Genomic DNA, 19,765 nt, shown 5'->3' on the forward strand with positions numbered 1-19,765 from the left:
TCACTTCACCCCCAGATCGTTGTCGATGAACGCGAGGAGCTCGTCGGCGCCCAGTCCGCCGGCGGACGGCGTTCCGGCCGCGTCGCCGGGTCCGGTCCACTTGACGAGCAGGGCTTGCAGCCGCACGGTGATCGCGGCGCGGGCGTCGTCGTCGGAGGCGACGGCCGACAGCAGGTGTTCCAGCTTTTCGATTTCGGCCAGTGCCGGGCGGGCGGCCGCGCCGTCCCCGAGCGCGGACGCGACGAGGAATTCGGCGACCCGGGTGATCGTCGGGTGGTCGAACACCAGCGTCGCGGGCAGCCGCAGCCCGGTCCGCGCCTCCAGGCGGTTGCGCAGTTCCACCGACGTCAGCGAGTCGAAGCCGAGATCGGTGAAGCCGACCTCGGCGCCGACCGTCCCGTCGTGCCCGAGTACGGCTTGCACCTGCTTGCCGACCAGGCCGACGGTGACCGGGAGCCGTTCCTCGACCGGCAGCGGCGCCAGCCGGGCGGCCAGGTCGCCGCCGGGCTCGACGGTCGTGGTGCGCCGCGGCGCCGTGGTGACCAGACCGCGCAGGGCAGGCAGGAGCGGGTCCTGGCCGCGCAGCACGGCGAGGTCGAGCCGCAGGGCCGCGACCGCGGGGAGGCCGGTGCCCAGCGCGGCGTCGAACAGCGCAGTTCCGTCCTCTGTGGACAGCGGCGGCAGGCCGGAGCGGTGCATCCGGCCCAGTTCGGCGTCGGTGAGCGTGCCGGTCATGCCAGTGCCGGAGTTCCAGGCGCCCCAGGCGATCGAGACCGCGGCCTTGTCCTCGGCGGCCCGCTGGTGGGCGAGCGCGTCGAGGAACGCGTTGGCGGCGGCGTAGTTGCCCTGGCCGGCCGCGCCGAGCGTGCCCGCGATCGAAGAGAAGAAGACCAGCCGGGTCTCGGGTGCGGTGAGTTCGTGCAGGTGCCAGGCCGCGTCGACCTTGGGCGCGAAGACGGTGTCGAGGCGTTCCGGGGTCAGGGCGCCGAGGACGCCGTCGTCGAGAACACCCGCCGCGTGCACGACGGCGGTCGGCTCGACCTCTTCCAGGACCTTCGCGAGTGCGTCACGGTCGCTGACGTCGCAGGCGACGACCCGGGCTTGGGCACCCAGCTTCGCCAGCTCCGCGACGAGGTCCGCGACCTCCGGCGCCGCGTTTCCCCGCCGACCGAGCAGCAGCAGGTTCCGCACCCCGTGCTCGGCGGCCAGGTGCCGGGCGAAGGTTGCCCCCAGCCCTCCGGTGCCCCCGGTGATGAGCACCGTCCCGTCCGGATCCCAGGACGGGGCACTTTCACGGGAAAGTGCCGGGGTCAGGCGGGCGGTGTGGAGGCGGCCCGCGCGCAGGGCCACCTGGGGTTCGACGGCGGCGAGGGCGCCCGCGACGGCCGTGTCCGGGACCTCGTCGGCGTCCGAATCCAGGAGGACGATCCGGCCCGGGTTCTCCAGCTGGGCCGCCCGGAGCAAGCCCCAGACGGCGGCGTGCGCGAGGTCGACGTGCTCGGCCGGCTCGACGGCGACGCCGTGGCGGGTGACGACGACCAGTGCGGGCTCCGCGGTGAGCCCGTGCTGGACGTCCGCCAGCACCCGGGCGGTCACTTCGCGGACGGCAGCGGGAACCGGTCCGGCCGCGGTGGGCACCCGCAGGAGCGTGAACGGCGGTGAGGAGGGGATGGCGGAGGCTTCGGGGAGCAACGGCCAGGTCAGCTGGTAGCCGGTCGGTGCCGGGGCGGCCACGGTGGGCACGGCCCGCAGGTCCAGGGAGCGGACCGCGACGACCGGCGTGCCGTCCGGGGTGGTCGCGGTGACCTCGATCGAGCCCTCGACCGGGGTGAGCCGGACCCGGAGCGCCGTGGCACCGGAGGCCAGGAAGGCGGTACCGGACCAGCTGAACGGCAGGCCGCCGCTCACGTCCAGCAGCGAAGCCGCGTGCAGCGCGGAATCCAGCAGAGCCGGGTGGACGACGAACTCCGCGGCGGCGTCGTGGTCGTCTTCGGCCAGCGCGACCTCGGCGTAGACGTCGTCGCCGTGCCGCCAGGCCCGGGTCAGGCCCTGGAACATCGGGCCGTAGCCGAGGCCGCGGTCGGCCATCGTGTCGTAGAAGCCGGTCAGGTCGACGGCCTCCGCACCGGGGGGTGGCCACTCGGCGAGGCCGGCGACGGGCTCGTCGATCGCGGGCACCAGGGTGCCGCTCGCGTGCCGGGTCCAGTCCGCGCCCGGCTCACCGTCGTCACGGGAATAGACGCGCAGGGTGCGGGCGCCGTCCTCGCCGGCGCCGCTGACCGCGACCTGGACGAAGACCCGGCCGCCGTCCGGGACGACCAGCGGGGCCTCCAGGGTCAGCTCGTCGACGCGCGGGCAGCCGGCCTGGTCACCGGCGCGCACGGCCAGCTCCAGCAGCGCCGTGCCGGGGACCACCACGGTCCCGCCGACGGTGTGCCCGGCCAGCCACGGCTGCGCGGCGAGCGACAGGCGCCCGGTGAACAGCAGGCCGCCGGAATCCGGCAGCTCGACCGCGGCGCCGACCAGGGGGTGCCCGGCGGCCCAGAGCCCGGCCGCCGCGACGTCGCCGGCCTGGGCCGGTCCGCCGCCCGGCCAGATCCACTGGTGCTGGAACGCGTAGGTGGGCAGCGGCACGACCCGCGCGTCCGGGCCGAACACCGCCGGCCAGTCGAGGGCGACGCCGGACACGTGCAACCGTCCGAAGGCTTCGGTCACCGCGTCGGCTTCGGCCCGGTCGCGGCGCAGGAACGGAACGGCGACCCGGCCGTCGGCCAAGGATTCCGCGGCCATGGCCGAGACCGTGGCGTCGGGTCCGATCTCGGCGAAGGCGGTGACACCCAGCTCGGTCAGCCGCCGCACGGCGGGCCCGAACAGCACCGGCCGCCACACCTGCTCCACCCAGTGCTCGGGCGATGCCAGCGTCGACGCGGTGACCAGATCGCCGGTGACCGTCGAGACGATCGGCAGCTCCGGCGCCGAGCAGGTGAGCCCGGCGACGACCTTGCGGAAGTCGTCGAGCATCGGCGTCATCAGCGGCGAGTGGAAAGCGTGGCTGACGCGCAGCCGGCGGGTCTTGCGGCCGTCGGCTGCGAAGTGCGCGGCGATCTCTTCGACGCGCCCTGCGGCACCGGAGACGACGACCGACGACGGCCCGTTGACCGCGGCCGGCGCGACCTCGTCCTCGTGGCCGGCCAGCAACGGCCGGACCTCGTCCGCGGTGGCCTGCACGGCGATCATCGCGCCGCCTTCCGGCAGCTGCTGCATGAGCCGGCCGCGGGCCGCGACCAGCGTGCAGGCGTCGTCGAGGGTGAACACCCCGGCGACGTGCGCGGCGGCGATCTCGCCGATCGAGTGCCCGGCCAGGTACTCCGGCGTGATCCCCCACGATCGGACCAGGTGGTACAGCGCGACTTCGAAGGCGAACAGCGCGGGCTGCGCGTACTGCGTCTCGTCGAGCGCGGTGGCGTCTTCGGCGAACAGCAGCTCCCGCAGCGGGCGGTCGAGCTCCCGGTCGAGCCGCGCGAGCACGGTGTCGAGTGCCTCGGCGAACGCCGGGAAGCGCGCGTAGAGGTCGCGGCCCATCCCGGCGCGCTGGCTGCCTTGGCCGGCGAAGAGGAACGCGGGCACCTGCTCCCCCGCCGTCCCGGTGACCAGCCCGGCAACACTGCCGCCGCGGGCCAGCACCTCCAGGCGGGTCTCGAGGTCGGTCCGGGTTTCGCCGGCGACGACCGCGCGTTCGGCGAACTGCGTCCGGGTGGTGGCCAGTGCGAACCCGATGTCGGACGCGCTCGCGTCGCGGTGCCCGGCGAGGTGCGTGAGCAGCCGGGAAGCCTGCTCCCGCACCGCTTCGGAGGTCCGGCCGGACAGCGGCCAGGCCACCACCGACGACGATGGCCCGGCCCGCGGCGGCACCGGCACGGCCGGCGGGGCTTCGAGCACGGTGTGGGCGTTGGTGCCGCTGATGCCGAACGACGACACGGCGGCGCGGCGCGGGCGGCCGCGGTCCGGCCAGGCCCGCGGCTCGGTGAGCAGCTCGATCGCGCCGCTCGCCCAGTCGACGTGCGAGGACGGCTCGGTGACGTGCAGGGTGCGCGGCAGCGAGCCGGTCCGCATGGCCTGCACCATCTTGATGATCCCGGCGACGCCGGACGCGGCCTGGGTGTGGCCGAGGTTCGACTTGATCGACCCGAGCAGCAGCGGCTCGCCCTCGGCGCGGTCCCGGCCGTAGGTGGCCAGCAGCGCCTGGGCTTCGATCGGATCGCCGAGGGTGGTGCCGGTGCCGTGCGCCTCGACGACGTCGATGTCCGCGCCGGAAAGTCCCGAGGCGGCCAGTGCCTGGCTGATCACGCGTTGCTGGGCCGGGCCGTTCGGGGCGGTGAGGCCGTTGGACGCGCCGTCGGAGTTGACCGCGCTGCCGCGGACGACGGCGAGGATCTCGTGGCCGTTGCGCTTGGCGTCGGACATCCGCTCCAGGACGAGGATCCCGGCGCCTTCGGACCAGCCCACGCCGTCGGCACTGTCCGAAAAGGACTTGCAGCGGCCGTCGGCGGACAGCCCGCGCTGGCGGCTGAAGCCGATGAACGTGCTCGGCGTCGACATCACCGTGACGCCGCCGGCGAGGGCCAGTGAGCACTCCCCGTTCTGCAGGGCACGGGCCGCGAGGTGCAGGGCGACGAGCGACGACGAACACGCCGTGTCGACCGTCAGGGTGGGGCCTTCCAAGCCGAACGCGTAGGCGACGCGGCCGGAGGCGACGCTCGGCGCACTGCCGTTGCCCTGGTAGCCCTCGGTGTCCGGGCTGCTCTGCAGCAGCATCCCGTAGTCGGAGTACATGACGCCGACGAACACGCCGGTGCGGGACCCGCGCAGCGAACGCGGGTCGACGCCGGTCCGCTCGACGGCTTCCCAGGAGACCTCGAGCAGCAGCCGCTGCTGCGAGTCGGTCGCGAGGGCTTCCCGCGGGCTCATCCCGAAGAACGCCGGGTCGAACTCCCCCGCGTCGTGCAGGAAGCCACCGCTGCGGGTGTAGGACGTGCCGGCGTGGTCGGGGTCGGGGTGGTAGAGGCCGTCGACGTCCCAGCCGCGGTTGGCCGGGAAGTCGGTGACGGCGTCGACGCCCTGCTCGACGAGGGCCCAGAGGTCCTCGGGCGAGCCGACGCCACCCGGGTAGCGGCAGCCCATGCCGACGATGACGATCGGGTCGCCGCTCACCGCGGCGGCCGTGGTGACCGGCTCGGGAACGTCGGCCTCGCCGTCGATTTCGCCGAGCAGGAACGCGGTCAGCTCGGCCGGGGTCGGGTAGTCGAAGGTGAGCGTGGCGGGCAGCCGCAGGCCGGTGGCCGCGTCGAGGCGGTTGCGCAGCTCGACCGCGGTGAGCGAGTCGAAGCCCAGCTCGCGGAACGGCCGGTCGGCCGCGACCCCGGCGGTGCCGGAGTGCCCGAGCACGGCGGCGACCTGGGCGCGGACGAGGTCGAGCACGGCTCGGGACCGCTCGGCTTCGGTGCGGCCGAGCAGCGGACCGTCGAGGCGCGCCACGGTGGCCGCGGCCTTCCGGGCAGGGGGGCGGACGAGGCCCCACAGCAGGTGCGTCACCTCGGGCTGGGCAGCGAGTGCGGCGAAGTCCAGGCGGACCGGCAGCACGGTGTCGAGACCGGTGGCGCAGGCCGCGTCGAACAGGGCGAGCGCGTGGTCCGGTTCGAGCGCGGGCAGGCCGGTGGCGGCCATCCGCCGCAGGTCGGCGCCGGTGAGGGTGGCGGTCATGCCGCCGGCTCGCGACCAGGCGCCCCAGCCGAGCGACAGCGCCTTCTGGCCGCGGGCCCGGCGACGGCGGACGAGGGCGTCGACGGCCGCGTTCGCGGCGGTGTAGTTCGCCTGCCCGGCCGCGCCGAAGGTGCCGGCGACCGAGGAGTAGACGACGAACGCGGTCAGGTCGAGGTCGCGGGTCAGCTCGTCGAGGTGCCAGGCGGCGTCGAACTTCGGTGCCAGCACGGTGCCGAGCCGCTCGGGGGTGAGCGAGCCGAGGACGCCGTCGTCGAGGACACCGGCGGTGTGCACGACGGCGGACAGCGTGACGCCGTCCAGCACGCGGGCCAGCTCGCCGCGGTCGGCGACGTCCGCCGCGGCGACGTCGACCGCGGCGCCGGCCGCGGTCAGCTCGGCGACCAGGTCGGCCGCGCCGGGGGCGTCCGGGCCCCGGCGGCTGACCAGCAGCAGCCGCCGGGCCCCGTGCGCGGTGACCAGGTGGCGGGCCAGCGTGGCGCCGAGCCCGCCGGTGCCGCCGGTGATGAGCACGGTCCCTTCGTCCCACCTCGGCGGAACGTCGTCGGCGGGCGAGACGCGGGCGATCCGGGCGACGCTGATCTCGCCGCCGCGCACCGTCGTCTGCGGTTCGCCCGACGCCACCACGGCGGGCAGCGCCGCGATGGACTGCGGTGCGCCGTCCACATCGGACAGGTAGAACCGGCCGGGGTGCTCGCGCTGCGCGGAACGCACCAGGCCCCAGACGGCCGCGGTGGCGAGGTCGTCCAGGCCGCGGGTGACGAAGACCAGCCGCGAGTCGTTCAGCGCCGGGGTCGAGGTCCAGGATTGCAGCAGTGCAAGGGCTTCGGCGGTCGCGGCGCGCACCCCGCCGGGTCCCGGCTCGCGGGCCGGGACGTGGTGGACGACGACCTCGGGGGCGGCCTCGGCGATTGCCGCGAAGTCGTCGAGCACGGCCCAGCCGGGTCCGGCTTCCTCTGCCGGGCGGGGCGCGGGAACCCAGTCCAGGTGGTACAGCGAGTCGACGGGCCGGGTCCGGGCCGGGGCCGCGGGGCGCAGCACGAGCGACCCGACCGTGGCGACCGGGTCACCGGCCGCGTCGCGCAGTTCGATGGCGACGGAGTCTTCGCCGCGCCGGGTCAGCTTGGCCCGCACGACCGCCGCGCCGCCCGCGTGCAGGGTGACGTCGCTCCACGCGAACGGGAGGCGCCCCCCGTCCACTTCGGTCAGCCCGGCGTGTTCGGCGGCGTGCAGGACCGCGTCCAGCAGGGCCGGGTGCAGCCCGAAGGCCGCCGCGTCCCGCTCGGCCTCCTCGGGCAGCACGACGTCGGCGAACACCGCTTCCGGCGTGCGCCAGACGGCCTTGAGCCCGCGGAACAGCGGCCCGTAGGCGAACCCACCCGAGGCCAGCCGCTCGTAGAACCCGTCCAGGGCAATCGGTTCGGCGTCCGGCGGCGGCCAGGCGGCCGAGTCGTCCGGCGTGGTGGTGCCGGTGCCGAGGCGGCCACTGGCGTGCCGCGTCCACGGCTGCTCGCCACCACCGTCGGGGCTGGAGTAGACGGCGAGGGCACGATCGCCCGCGGGACCGGCCGGGCCGACGACGACCTGCAGCCGCACCGCGCCTTCGGCCGGCAACACCAGGGGGACTTCGAGGGTCAGCTCGTCGACGCGGTCGCAGCCCGCGCGGTCGGCGGCGCGGATCGCGAGGTCGAGGTAGGCGGTGCCGGGCAGCAGGGCCGCGCCGAGCACGAAGTGGCCGGCCAGCCACGGCTGCGTGCGCAGCGAAAGCCGGGCGGTGAAGAGGAACCCGCCGGAGTCCGGCAGTTCGACGCCCGCGCCGAGCAGGGGGTGCCGGGCACCGTCGAGTCCCACGGAGCCGAGGTCGCCCGGTACCGCGCCGGACGTGCGTGGCCAGTGGCGCTCCCGCTGGAACGGGTAGGTCGGCAGGTCCGGGCCGGGGCCGTCGGCGGGACCGAAGAACGCGGGCCAGCCGACCCGCACCCCGGCCACGTGCAGGCGGCCCAGCGCCGTCACGAACGCGGTCTCCTCGGCTTGGTCACGACGCAGCAGCGGAACGCAGGCGACGTCGGAGCCGAGGGTTTCGCTCGCGGCGGCGGACAGCGAGCCGTCCGGGCCCAGTTCGACGACGGCGGCGGCACCCCGCTCGCCGAGCACGCGCACGGCGTCGGCGAACCGGACGGGCTCGCGAACGTGTTCGAGCCAGTACCCGGGCGTGCGCGGTTCGGCGAGTTCGCCGGTCACCGTGGACACGATGGGCAGCCGCGCCTCGCCGAACGCCAAGCCCGCCAGCACTTCGGCGAAGTCGTCGAGGATCGGGTCCATCAGCGGCGAGTGGAAGGCGTGGCTGACCGCGAGCCGCCGGACGTGGTGCCCGGCTTCGGTGAGCGCGTCGGTGGTCCGCGTGACGGCGGCTTCGGGGCCCGCGACCACGACCGCGGCGGGGCCGTTGACCGCGGCGATCGTCACGCCGTCCACCAGGAACTCGCGGACGCTCGCTTCGGGCGCGCGGACCGCGGCCATCGCGCCGCCGGCCGGGAGCGCGGCCATCAGGCGGCCGCGGGCGGCGACCAGCGTGCAGGCGTCCTCCAGCGACAACACCCCGGCGACGTGCGCGGCGGCGATCTCGCCGACCGAGTGCCCGGCGAGCCAGGACGGCGTGACCCCGAACGACTCCAGCAGCCGGAACTGCGCGACGCCGAGGGCGAAGGTCGCCGGTTGCGTCCAGTCGGTCCGGTTCAGCAGCGTGCCGTCCCCGGCGAAGACGACCTCCCGCAGCGGCCGGTCCAGCAGCGGGTCCAGCAGCGCGCACACGGCATCGAAGGCTTCGGCGAAGACCGGGAAGCGCCGGTACAGCCCGGCGCCCATGCCCGGCCGCTGCGCACCCTGGCCGGCGAAGACGAACGCGCTCTTGGCGCGGGCCCGCGCCGGGGTCGCGGTGGGCGTCTCGGCGAGCGCGGCCAGCTGGTCGAGAGGGTCGCCGACGATGGCCGCGCGGTACGGGAACGCGGTGCGGGTCGTGGCGAGCGCCCGGGCGAGCCCGGCGGGAGCGCGGTCGCCGAGCAGCGCGTGGAGTTGCTCAGCCTGCGCGGCCAGCGCCTGTGGCGTGCGCGCGGACAGCAGCAGCGGCGCGGTCGGCGGCTCTTCGGCGACCGCAGGCTCGAAGGCCGGGGCCTGTTCGAGGATCGCGTGCGCGTTGGTGCCGCTCAGCCCGAACGACGAGACACCGGCGCGGCGCGGTCGCCCGGAGTCCGGCCAGGAGCGGTGCTCGGTAAGGACCCGGACCTCCCCCGCGGTCCAGTCGACGCGGCTCGACGGCTCGTCGACGTGCAGGGTCTTCGGCAGCTCGCCGTGCCGCAGCGCGAGCACCATCTTGATGAGCCCGGCGACGCCGGCGGCGGCTTGGGTGTGGCCGAGGTTGGACTTGACCGCGCCGAGCCACAGCGGTTCTTCCCGGTCGCGGCCGTAGGTGGCCAGCAGCGCCTGGGCTTCGATCGGGTCGCCGAGGACCGTGCCGGTGCCGTGCGCCTCCACCGCGTCGACGTCCGAAGCGGACAGCCCGGCGTCGGCGAGCGCCTGGCGGATCACGCGTTGCTGGGCGGGTCCGTTGGGTGCGGTGAGGCCGTTGGACGCGCCGTCGGAGTTGACGGCGGTGCCGCGGACCACGGCGAGCACCGGGTGGCCCTGCTCCCGCGCGGTCGACAGGCGTTCGACGACGAGGATCCCGGCGCCTTCGGACCAGCCGGTGCCGTCCGCGCCGTCCGCGAAGGGTTTGCAGCGGCCGTCGGCGGCGAGGCCGCCCTGGCGGGCGAACTCGGCGAAGGAGCCGGGGGTGGCCATGACGGTGACGCCACCGGCGAGCGCGGTCGTGCATTCGCCGCGGCGCAGCGCCTGCGCGGCCCAGTGCAGCGCGACCATCGACGACGAGCAGGCGGTGTCGACGGTGACCGACGGGCCTTCCAGCCCGAGTGTGTAGGACAGCCGCCCGGACAGGACGCTCGCGGTGGTGCCGGTGGCCAGGTGGCCTTGGACGTCCTCGCCGGACGTGGCGAGCAGGTTCGCGTAGTCCTGGCCGTTGGTGCCGACGAACACGCCGGTGTCGCCGCCGTGCAGCGTCGCCGGGTCGATCCCGGCGCGTTCGAGGGCCTCCCAGGACACTTCGAGCAGCAGCCGCTGCTGCGGGTCCATCGCCATCGCTTCGCGCGGCGAGATGCCGAAGAAGTCGGCGTCGAAGTCGGTGACGCCGTCGAGGAATCCGCCGGTGAGCGCGAACTCGTAGCCCGAAGCGAGGGTGGCGAGGTCCCAGCCGCGGTCTTCGGGGAAGCCGGTGATGCCGTCGCCACCGGCGGCGAGGAGCCGCCAGAAGTCCTCGGGCCCGCGGACGCCGCCCGGGAAGCGGCAGCCGATGCCGACGATGACGATCGGGTCGTCGTCGGCGTTCGCGCGCACCGGCGCGGCGGCTTCGACGAGGGTTCCGGCCAGCTCGCCCAGCAGGTGGCGGGTGAGGATCTCCGGGGTCGGGTGGTCGAACACCAGCGACGGCGGCAGGTCGAGCCCGGTCGCCAGTGCGACGACGTTGCGCAGCTCGACGGCGGTGAGCGAGTCGAAGCCGAGGTCGCGGAAGGCGCGGTCGGGGGCCACTCCCCCGGTGCCGCTGTGGCCGAGGACGAGCGCGACCTGCTCCAGCAGCAGCCCGAGCAGGAAGTCGGACCGGTCGTGCTCGGGGACGGCGGCCAGGCGCGTGCGCAGCTCTTCGTCGCCGCGCGGCGCCTCGGTGCGCGCGGCCGCGGCGATGCCGCTGAGCAGCGGGCCGCGGCGCAGCACGTGCGCGTACCGGGTCCAGTCGATGTCGGCGACGACGACGGTGGTGTCCGCCAGGACACGGTCCAGTGCGGCGGTCGCGCGCTCCGGGTCGAGGGGGGTGAGCCCACCACGGCGAACGCGTTCGGCCACGGCGGGGTCGGCGGCGAGCATGCCGCCGCCCGCCCACGGGCCCCACGCGATCGAAGTCGCGGGCAGGCCGAGGCCGCGGCGGTGTTCGGCCAGGGCGTCGAGGGTCGCGTTCGCCGCCGCGTAGACGGCCTGGCCGGCCGAGCCGAACGTGCCCGCGACCGAGGAGAACAGCACGAAGCTGCGCAGGTCGGCGGTCAATTCGTGCAGGTTCCACGCGGCCTCGGCCTTGGCGCGGTACCCGGCCTCGAAGCGGTCCGGGGTGAGGTCCTCGAGGACGCCGTCGTCGAGGACCCCGGCGGTGTGCACGACGTCGGTCAGGTCCGGTATCCCGGCGAGCACGGCGGCCAGGGCGTCGCGGTCGGTGACGTCGCACGCGGTGATGGTCACCTCGGCGCCGAGCGCGGTCAGCTCCTCGTGGAGTTCTCGCGCACCCGGGGCGTCGGAACCACGGCGGCTGAGCAGCACCAAGGGGGTGCGCCCGGCCTTCGCCAGGCGGCGGGCGGTCTCGGCGCCGAGCGCGCCGGTGCCGCCGGTGACGAGCGTGGTTCCCGCGCCGGGCTCGGGGACGCGGCCGGGTGCCGCCGGCGCGGCGACGATGCGGCGGCCGAACAGCCCGGCCGCGCGGATCGCGACCTGGTCTTCGCCATCGGCTCCGGTGAGCGCGGCGGCGAGGCGGCGCGGGACCTCGGCGTCCAGCTCGCCGGGCAGGTCGACGAGCCCGCCCCAGCGCCGCGGGAGCTCGAGCGCGGCGGCGCGGCCCAAGCCCCAGACGGCGGCCTGTGCGGGCCGGCCGACCGGGTCGCCGGGCAAGACGGCGACGGCTTCGCGGGTCACGCACCACAACGGCGTGTCACCCAAAGCCTGCAGCAGCGCGGCGGTGGCGGTGAGCCCGGCCGGGACGCCCGGGAAGCCGGTTTCGTCCAGCGCCAGCAGGGACAGCACGTGGTCGAACTCGTGGTCGCGCAGGCGGTCGCCGATGGTGTCGTCGAAGACCAAGGGCTCGCCGTCGAAGTACCCGGCGACGGTGGTGACCCACGGGTCGCCGTCCAGGGCGGCCGGGACGACCACGAGCCACGATCCGGTGCCGGGACGGGCCGCGGTGACCGGGACCCACGTCGCCCGGTGGCGCCATTTGTCCACAACGGACTCTTCGTGACGCGAACGGCGGTAAGAGGACAAGGCGGGCAGCAGCGCATCCACCGAAGCGTCATCGACGTCGAGCCGCGCGGCCAGTCCCGCGGCGTCACCCCGGTCGACGGCGGCCCAGAACTCGGTGTCGGCCGTCTCGCCGGTGGGTGCGGCGGCCGAGGGCCAGAACCACTCGTGCTGGAACGCGTACGTGGGCAGCGGAACCCGGCGGGCGCCGGTGCCGTGGAAGAAGGCGGACCAGTCGATCCGCACCCCGGAAACGTGCAGCTTCCCCAGCGCGGCGACCAGCGTTTCGACGTCGTCGCGGCCACGGCGGGCCACCGGGATGCCGTCGGTCATCGCGGACAGGACCGCGTCCGGGCCGATCTCGACGATCAGGCCGGCTCCCCGCAGCCGCGCGGCGGTGCCGGCGAACCGGACCGGTTCCCGGACGTGCGCGACCCAGCGTTCCGGGTCGGTGACCTCACCTTCGGCGAGGAACGGCACGGCGGGCGCGGTGAAGGTCAAGCCGGCGACGGCGTTCCGGAACGCGGGCAGCATCGGGTCCATCAGCGGCGAGTGGAACGCGTGCGACACGGTCAGCCGCTTGGTCTCTTCGAAGTTCCCCGCCGCGGCGAGCACGGCGGCTTCGACGCCGGACAGCACGACCGCGTCCGGACCGTTGACCGCCGCGAGCGCGACCTCGTCGTTCAGGTAGGGCGCGATTTCGTCCTCGGTCGCGCGAACGGCGACCATCGCGCCACCGGGCTCGAGGTCCTGCATCAGCGACGCGCGGGCGGTGACCAGCGCGCAGGCGTCGTCGAGGGAGAGCACGCCGGCGACCTGCGCGGCGGCGATCTCGCCGACGGAGTGGCCGCCGACGAAGTCCGGCCGGACGCCCCACGTTTCCAGGAGCCGCACGAGCGCGACCTCGACCGCGAACAACGCGGGCTGCGCGAAACCGGTCTGCGACAACGCTTCCGCGTCCTCGCCCCAGAGGGCTTCGCGCACCGGCGGGTCGAGGCGGTCGAGCACGGCGTCGAGCGCGGTGGCGAACGCCGGGAAGGCGTCGTAGAGGCCGCGGGTCATGCCGGGCCGCTGGGCGCCCTGGCCGGTGAAGACGAACGCGACCTTCGGGACGCCCTTCGCCTCGCCGGTGGTGACCAGCGGCGACGGGCGGCCCTCGGCGAGCGCGGCGAGCCCATCGGCGGTGAAGACGACGGCGCGGTGGTCGAACGCCGAGCGCGTGGTGGCCAGGGAGTACCCGAGGTCGGCCGGGTCCGCGGTGACGTCCAGCAGGCGAGCCGCCTGGTCGCGCAGCGCCTCCGGGGTGCGGCCGCTGAGCACCAGCGGAACGCACGGCAGCTCCCGCTCGGCTTCGTCGCGGGCCGGGACGACGACGGGCGGTTCCTCGATGATCGCGTGCGCGTTGGTGCCGCTGATGCCGAACGACGAAACCCCCGCGCGGCGCGGACGGCCGGCCTCCGCGGGCCACGGCCGGGCGTCGGTGAGCAGTTCGACGTTCCCGGCCGTCCACTCGACGTGCGTCGACGGTTCGGTGACGTGCAGCGTGCGCGGGAGGGTGCCGTGGCGCATGGCCTGGACGACCTTGATGATCCCGGCGACCCCCGCGGCGGCCTGCGCGTGCCCGATGTTGGACTTGATCGAGCCCAGCAGCAGCGGCGTTTCGCGGTCCTGGCCGTAGGTGGCCAGCAGCGCCTGCGCTTCGATCGGGTCGCCCAGGGTGGTGCCGGTGCCGTGCGCCTCGACGACGTCCACGTCCGCAGTGGACAGCCCGGACGCGGCGAGGGCCTGGCGGATCACGCGTTGCTGCGAAGGCCCGTTCGGCGCGGTCAAACCGTTCGACGCGCCGTCGGAGTTGACGGCGGACCCGCGCAGGACGGCGAGGACCTCGTGGCCGTGGCGGCGCGCGTCCGACATCCGTTCCAGGACGAGGATGCCGGCGCCTTCGGACCAGCCGACGCCGTCGGCGGTGTCGGAGAAGGACTTGCAGCGGCCGTCGGCGGCGATGCCTCGCTGGCGGCTGGAGGCGACGAACGACCCGGGCGTCGACATGACCGTGACACCGCCGGCCAGCGCGAGGGAGCACTCCCCCTGCCGCAGCGCCTGGGCGGCCCAGTGCAGGGCGACCAGCGAGGACGAACACGCCGTGTCGACGGTGACGGTCGGGCCTTCGAGACCCATCGTGTAGGCGATCCGGCCGGACGCGACGCTCGGCGCACTGCCGTTGCCCTGGTAGGCCTCGGCTTCCGGGCTGCCCTGCAGCAGCATCCCGTAGTCGGAGTACATGACGCCGACGAACACGCCGGTCCGGGAACCGCGCAGCGACACCGGGTCGACGCCCGCGCGTTCCACGGCCTCCCAGGACACTTCGAGCAGCAGCCGCTGCTGCGAGTCCGTGGCGAGGGCTTCCCGCGGGCTCATCCCGAAGAACGCCGGGTCGAACTCCCCCGCGTCGTGCAGGAACCCACCGTGGCGCGTGTACGACGTGCCCGGGTGGTCGGGGTCGGGGTGGTAGAGGCCCTCGACGTCCCAGCCGCGGTTGACCGGGAAGCCGGACACCGCGTCGACACCGTTCTCGACCAGGTTCCACAGGTCTTCGGGCGAGCCGACGCCGCCGGGGTAACGGCAGCCCATGCCGACGATGACGATCGGGTCGTCCGACACCGGGCGCACGGTGACCGAAGTGTCCTCGGTGGCCGTCCCGGTCAGCTCCCGGCCGAGGTACGCGGCGAGCGCTTCCGGCGTCGGGTAGTCGAAGACGAGCGTGGCGGGCAGCCGCAGGCCGGTGACCGCGTCGAGGCGGTTGCGCAGCTCGACGGCGGTCAGCGAGTCGAAGCCGAGGTCCTTGAACGCGCTGCGGCCGTCGACGGTGTCGGTGGCCGCGTAGCCGAGGACGAGCCCGGCTTCGGCGCGGACCAGGTCTTCGACCGCCCGGGCGCGGCCGTCTTCGGTGAGCCCGCCGAGCCGTTCGGCCAGCGCGGTCGCGGGACGGCTCGTGCGGGGTGGGGCACCGCCGGGCACCAAGGCGCGCAGCAGCACCGGGACACCCGGGCGGCCACGCAGGGCGCCGACGTCGAGCCGCATCGGCAGCAGGGCGGGTTCGGCCTCGGTCAGTGCGGCGTCGAACAGGGCCAGCCCCTGGGCCGGGTCGAGCGGGGGCAGGCCCGCCGCGGCGAGGCGGCGGTGGTCGGCGTCCGACAGCTGGGCCGCCATCCCGGCGTCCCCGGCCCACGCACCCCAGGCCAGGGACTGGCCGGGCAGGCCCTCGGCGCGACGCCGCTGGGCGAGCGCGTCGAGGAAGGCGTTGGCGGCGGCGTAGTTGGCCTGCCCGGGGCTGCCGAGCACACCGGCGGCCGAGGAGAACAGGACGAACGCGCCGAGGTCGCGCGTCAGCTCGTGCAGGTTCCAGGCCGCGTCGACCTTCGCGCGGAACACGGTCGCGACGCGCTCGGGGGTCAGTGCCTCGACGACGCCGTCGTCCAGGACACCGGCCGCGTGCACGACGGCGCCGATCGGGTGCTCGGCCAGCAATGCGGCGAGGGCGTCGCGGTCGGCGGCGTCGCAGGCGGCGATCGTGACGTCGGCGCCGAGCGCGATCAGCTCCGCGCGCAGTTGCCCGGCACCGGGGGCGTCCGGACCGCGGCGGCTCACCAGCAACAGGCTCCGGACGCCGTGGGTGGTGACCAGGTGCTTCGCCACCAGGCCGCCGAGCCCGCCGGTGCCGCCGGTGACCAGCACGGTGGCGCCGTCCGGGAAGTGCGTGGCCGGGCCGTCGCCGACCGGGAGGCGGGCCAGCCGGGGCAGCACGATTCCGCCGTCACGCAGAGCGGCTTGGGTCTCGCCGGAGTCGAGGACGCGCTGCAGCGGCGCGGTGAGGTCCGCGGCCGCATCCACGTCAATCAGCACGAACCGGTCGGGGTGCTCGGCTTGTGCCGAGCGGACCAGGCCCCAGACCGCCGCCGCGGCCGGGTCGACGGGGTCGCCCTCGGCGGCCGGGACGGCTTGCGACGTCACGAAGACCAGGCGCGACCGGGCGAAGTCCGGTTCGGCGATCCAGTCCTGCAGGAGTTCGAGGGCCCACGCGGTGGCGGCGTGGGCGGCGGCCGCGTCGCCCACGCCGGGCGGAACCGGGGCGAGCACGACGGCCGGGACCGGGTCCGCGCTGAGCCGGACGGTCGCCAGGTCGGGGAACACGGCCGGCGTGGCGAAACCCAGGCCGGTGCCGAGGACGACCCAGTCGGCGTCGTCGGCGGGCTGCGTCACGGCGACGGCCGGCGCGGGTGTCCACACGGGACGGAACAGGGATTCGTGCCGGGTGGCGCGCAGGTCGCCGGCCGCGACCGGGCGGAAGCTCAGCGCGTCGGCGGCGAGCACCGGGGTGCCCGCGGGATCGGTGACGGCGAGGGCGACGGCGTTCTCGCCGGCGGGGGTGAGCCGGGCGCGCAGGGTGGTGGCGTGCGCGGGCTGCACGCCGACGCCGCTCCACGAGAACGGCAGGCCGTCGCGGCCGAGGTACGCGGAGGCGTGCAGGACCGCGTCGAGCAGAGCCGGGTGCAGGCCGAACGACGCGGCCTCGGTCTCGTGCTCCGGCGGCAGCGCCACCTCGGCGTACACCTCGTCGCCGAGCCGCCAGGCCGCGCGCAGGCCCTGGAACGCCGGGCCGTAGCCGAGGCCCTGCTCGGCCAGGTTCTCGTAGAAGCCGTCCAGCCCGATCGGTTCGGCGCCGGCGGGCGGCCACTGTCCCGGCAGGACCGCGGCGGGTGCGCCGCCGACCCCGAGGCGGCCGAAGGCGTGCCGGACCCAGCCGTCGTCCTGCTGGGAGTGGATGCTCACCGAGCGGCTGCCGTCCTCGGCGGGCGGACCGGCGACGACCTGCACGCGCACGCCCCCGGACGCGGGCAGCACGAGCGGCGCCGCGAACGTCAGCTCCTCGACGCGGGCGCAGCCGACCTGCGCCCCGGCGCGGCCCGCCAGCTCCAGGAACGCCGTTCCGGGCAGCAGTTTCGTGCCGAGGATCTCGTGCTGGCCGAGCCAGGCATGCCGGCGCACCGACAGCTCACCGGCGAACAGGAACCCGCCGGACTCGGGCAGCTCGACGGCGGCGCCGAGCAGCGGGTGCCCGGCCGGGTCGAGACCGACCTGGCCGAGATCGCCGCCGGCACCGCCTTCGAGCCAGTAGGTACGGCGCTGGAAGGCGTAGGTGGGCAGCTCGACGACGCGGGCGCCGGTCCCGTCGTGCCAGGCCGTCCAGTCGAAGCCGCCGCCGCGCACGTGCCAGCGGGCCAGTGCCGAAAGCAGGGTCGTGGTCTCGTCGCGGCCGCGGCGGGCGGTGGGGATGCAGTCGGTGTCCGGGCCGGTCAGCTCGGCGGTCATCGCCGACAGCGTGGCGTCCGGGCCGACTTCGAGGAACGTGGTGACGCCGCGGGAGACCAGGTCGGCAACGGTGTCGGCGTAGCGGACGGCGTCGCGCACGTGCCGCACCCAGTAGTCCACAGTGGCCACGTCACCGGCTGCGGCCATCGGGATCGACGGCGGGGCGAAGGTCAGCGTGTCCAGCACCGCGCGGAAGTCGTCGAGCATCGGTTCCATCAGCGGCGAGTGGAACGCGTGGCTCACCGCGAGCCGCTTGGTCTTCGTGAAGTGCGCGGCGACGGCGAGCACGGCGTCTTCGGCACCGGAGACGACCACCGCGTCCGGGCCGTTGACGGCCGCGATCGAGACGTCGCCGGTGAGCAGCGGCAGGACGTCGGCTTCGGCTGCCTGGATCGCGACCATCGCCCCGCCGGCGGGCAGCGCCTGCATCAGGCGGCCGCGGGCTTGGACGAGCTTGGCCGCGTCTTCCAGGGACAGCACCCCGGCGACGTGGGCGGCGGCGATCTCGCCGACCGAGTGCCCGGCGACGAAGTCCGGGCGCACGCCCAGGGATTCCAGCAGGCGGAAGAGCGCGACTTCGAAGGCGAACAGCGCCGGTTGTGCGACCGCCGTGTCGTCCACCCCGGACTCGCCGGGGAGGTCGAGCAGCGCGAGGATCTCGTCCCGGGCCCGGGTGAACACCGGGAAGTTCAGGGTCCGGCCCATGTCGGCGCGCTGGGAACCCTGGCCGGTGAAGAGGAACGCCGACGCGCCGGGGTGCAGCGCCGAACCGGTGTGCACGCCGGGGGCGGCGGCCGACGTGGCGAGGGCGTGCAGGGCGGCCCGCAGTTCGCCGCGGCCGGCGCCGGTGAGCACGGCCCGGTGCGGGAAGGCGACGCGCGTGGCGGCCAGGGAGTGGGCGACGTCGAGCGGGGTGTGCCGCGGGTGGGCGTCGAGGTGGGCCAGCAGGCGGGCGGCCTGCTCGCGCAGCGCGTCCGGGGTGCGGGCGGACACCGGCCACAGGTAGCCGGGCGGCTCGCTGACCGGGGCCGGTTCGACCGGCTCCGGGACGGGCTGTTCGAGGATCAGGTGCGCGTTGGTGCCGCTGATGCCGAACGAGGAAACGGCGGCCCGGCGCGGTTTGCCGGTCTCCGGCCACGGGCGGGGCTCGGTCAGCAGCGAGACGCGGCCTGCCGTCCAGTCCACGTGGGAGGTCGGGGCGTCGACGTGCAGGGTCCGCGGCAGGACGCCGTGGCGCATGGCCTGGATGGTCTTGATGACCCCGCCGACGCCGGCGGCGGACTGCGTGTGCCCGACGTTCGACTTGAACGAGCCGAGCCACAGCGGGTCGCCCGCGCGCTCGCGGCCGTAGGTGGCCAGCAGCGCCTGGGCTTCGATCGGGTCGCCCAGCACCGTGCCGGTGCCGTGGGCCTCGACGGTGTCGATGTCGTCGGCGGTCAGACCGGCGTTCTCCAGCGCCTGGCGGATCACCCGCTGCTGGGAGGGGCCGTTGGGGGCGGTGAGGCCGTTGGAGGCGCCGTCGGAGTTGACCGCGGAGCCGCGGATGACGGCGAGCACTTCGTGGCCGTTGCGGCGGGCGTCGGACAGCCGTTCCAGCAGCAGGAGCCCCGCGCCCTCGGAGAACCCGGCGCCGTCGGCGGCTTCGGCGAAGGACTTGCAGCGGCCGTCGGCGGCGAGGCCGCCCTGGCGGTCGAACTCGCCGTAGAGCCCGGGGGTGGCCATCACGGCGACGCCGCCGGCGAGGGCGAAGGAGCACTCCCGCGCCCGCAGCGCCCGGGCCGCCCAGTGCAGCGCGACCAGCGACGACGAGCACGCCGTGTCGACGGTGACGGCGGGGCCTTCGAGGCCGTAGAAGTAGGCGATGCGCCCGGAGATCACCGAGGATTCGGTGCCGGTGACGAGGTAGCCCTCGACGCCGTCGGGCAGCGCGGCGAGCCCGCGGCCGTAGCCCATGGACCCGGCGCCGACGAACACGCCGCCGGTGCTGCCCTCGACGTCACGCGGGTCGATGCCGGCGCGTTCGAAGGCTTCCCAGGCCAGCTCGAGGACGATCCGCTGCTGCGGGTCCATGGCGAGCGCCTCGCGCGGCGAGATGCCGAAGAAGGCGGGGTCGAAGTCCCCGGCGCGGTGCAGGAAGCCGCCCCGGTGCGGGGACTCCGGCCAGCCGCGGCCGTCGGGGAACTCCGTGACGGCGTCGACGCCGTCGTCGACGAGCCGCCACAGGTCCTCGGGCGACTGCACGCCCCCGGGGTACCGGCAGCTCATGGCGACGACGGCGACCGGTTCGGCCGCCGCGGCGAGCAGCGTGGTGTTCTGCCGCCGCAGCTGTTTGTTCTCCTGCACGGCGACGCGCAGTGCTTCGACGACTCGATCCGACCCGGCCGGCATAGACATCTCCAGGGTGAAGTGTGGTCTTACCCGGGTGACGCCACCGCGACGGCGTTCCTCACGGACCGGCGCCGAGCGAACGTCCACTTGCCGGGGAGTCAACCGCACGCCCAGCCCGGAAACC

1 protein-coding gene is annotated in these 19,765 nt (G+C 75.2%); it reads right to left on the reverse strand.

Features of this window, described 5'->3' with window-relative positions:
• Positions 1-19,596, reverse strand: coding sequence for a type I polyketide synthase (locus ACLJQE_RS07735; protein ID WP_410639155.1), 19,596 nt, complete (start codon positions 19,594-19,596; stop codon positions 1-3).
• Positions 19,597-19,765 lie beyond the last annotated feature (169 nt).

The sequence above is a fragment of the Amycolatopsis sp. lyj-346 genome, assembly GCF_046548975.1.
Taxonomy (GTDB): domain Bacteria; phylum Actinomycetota; class Actinomycetes; order Mycobacteriales; family Pseudonocardiaceae; genus Amycolatopsis.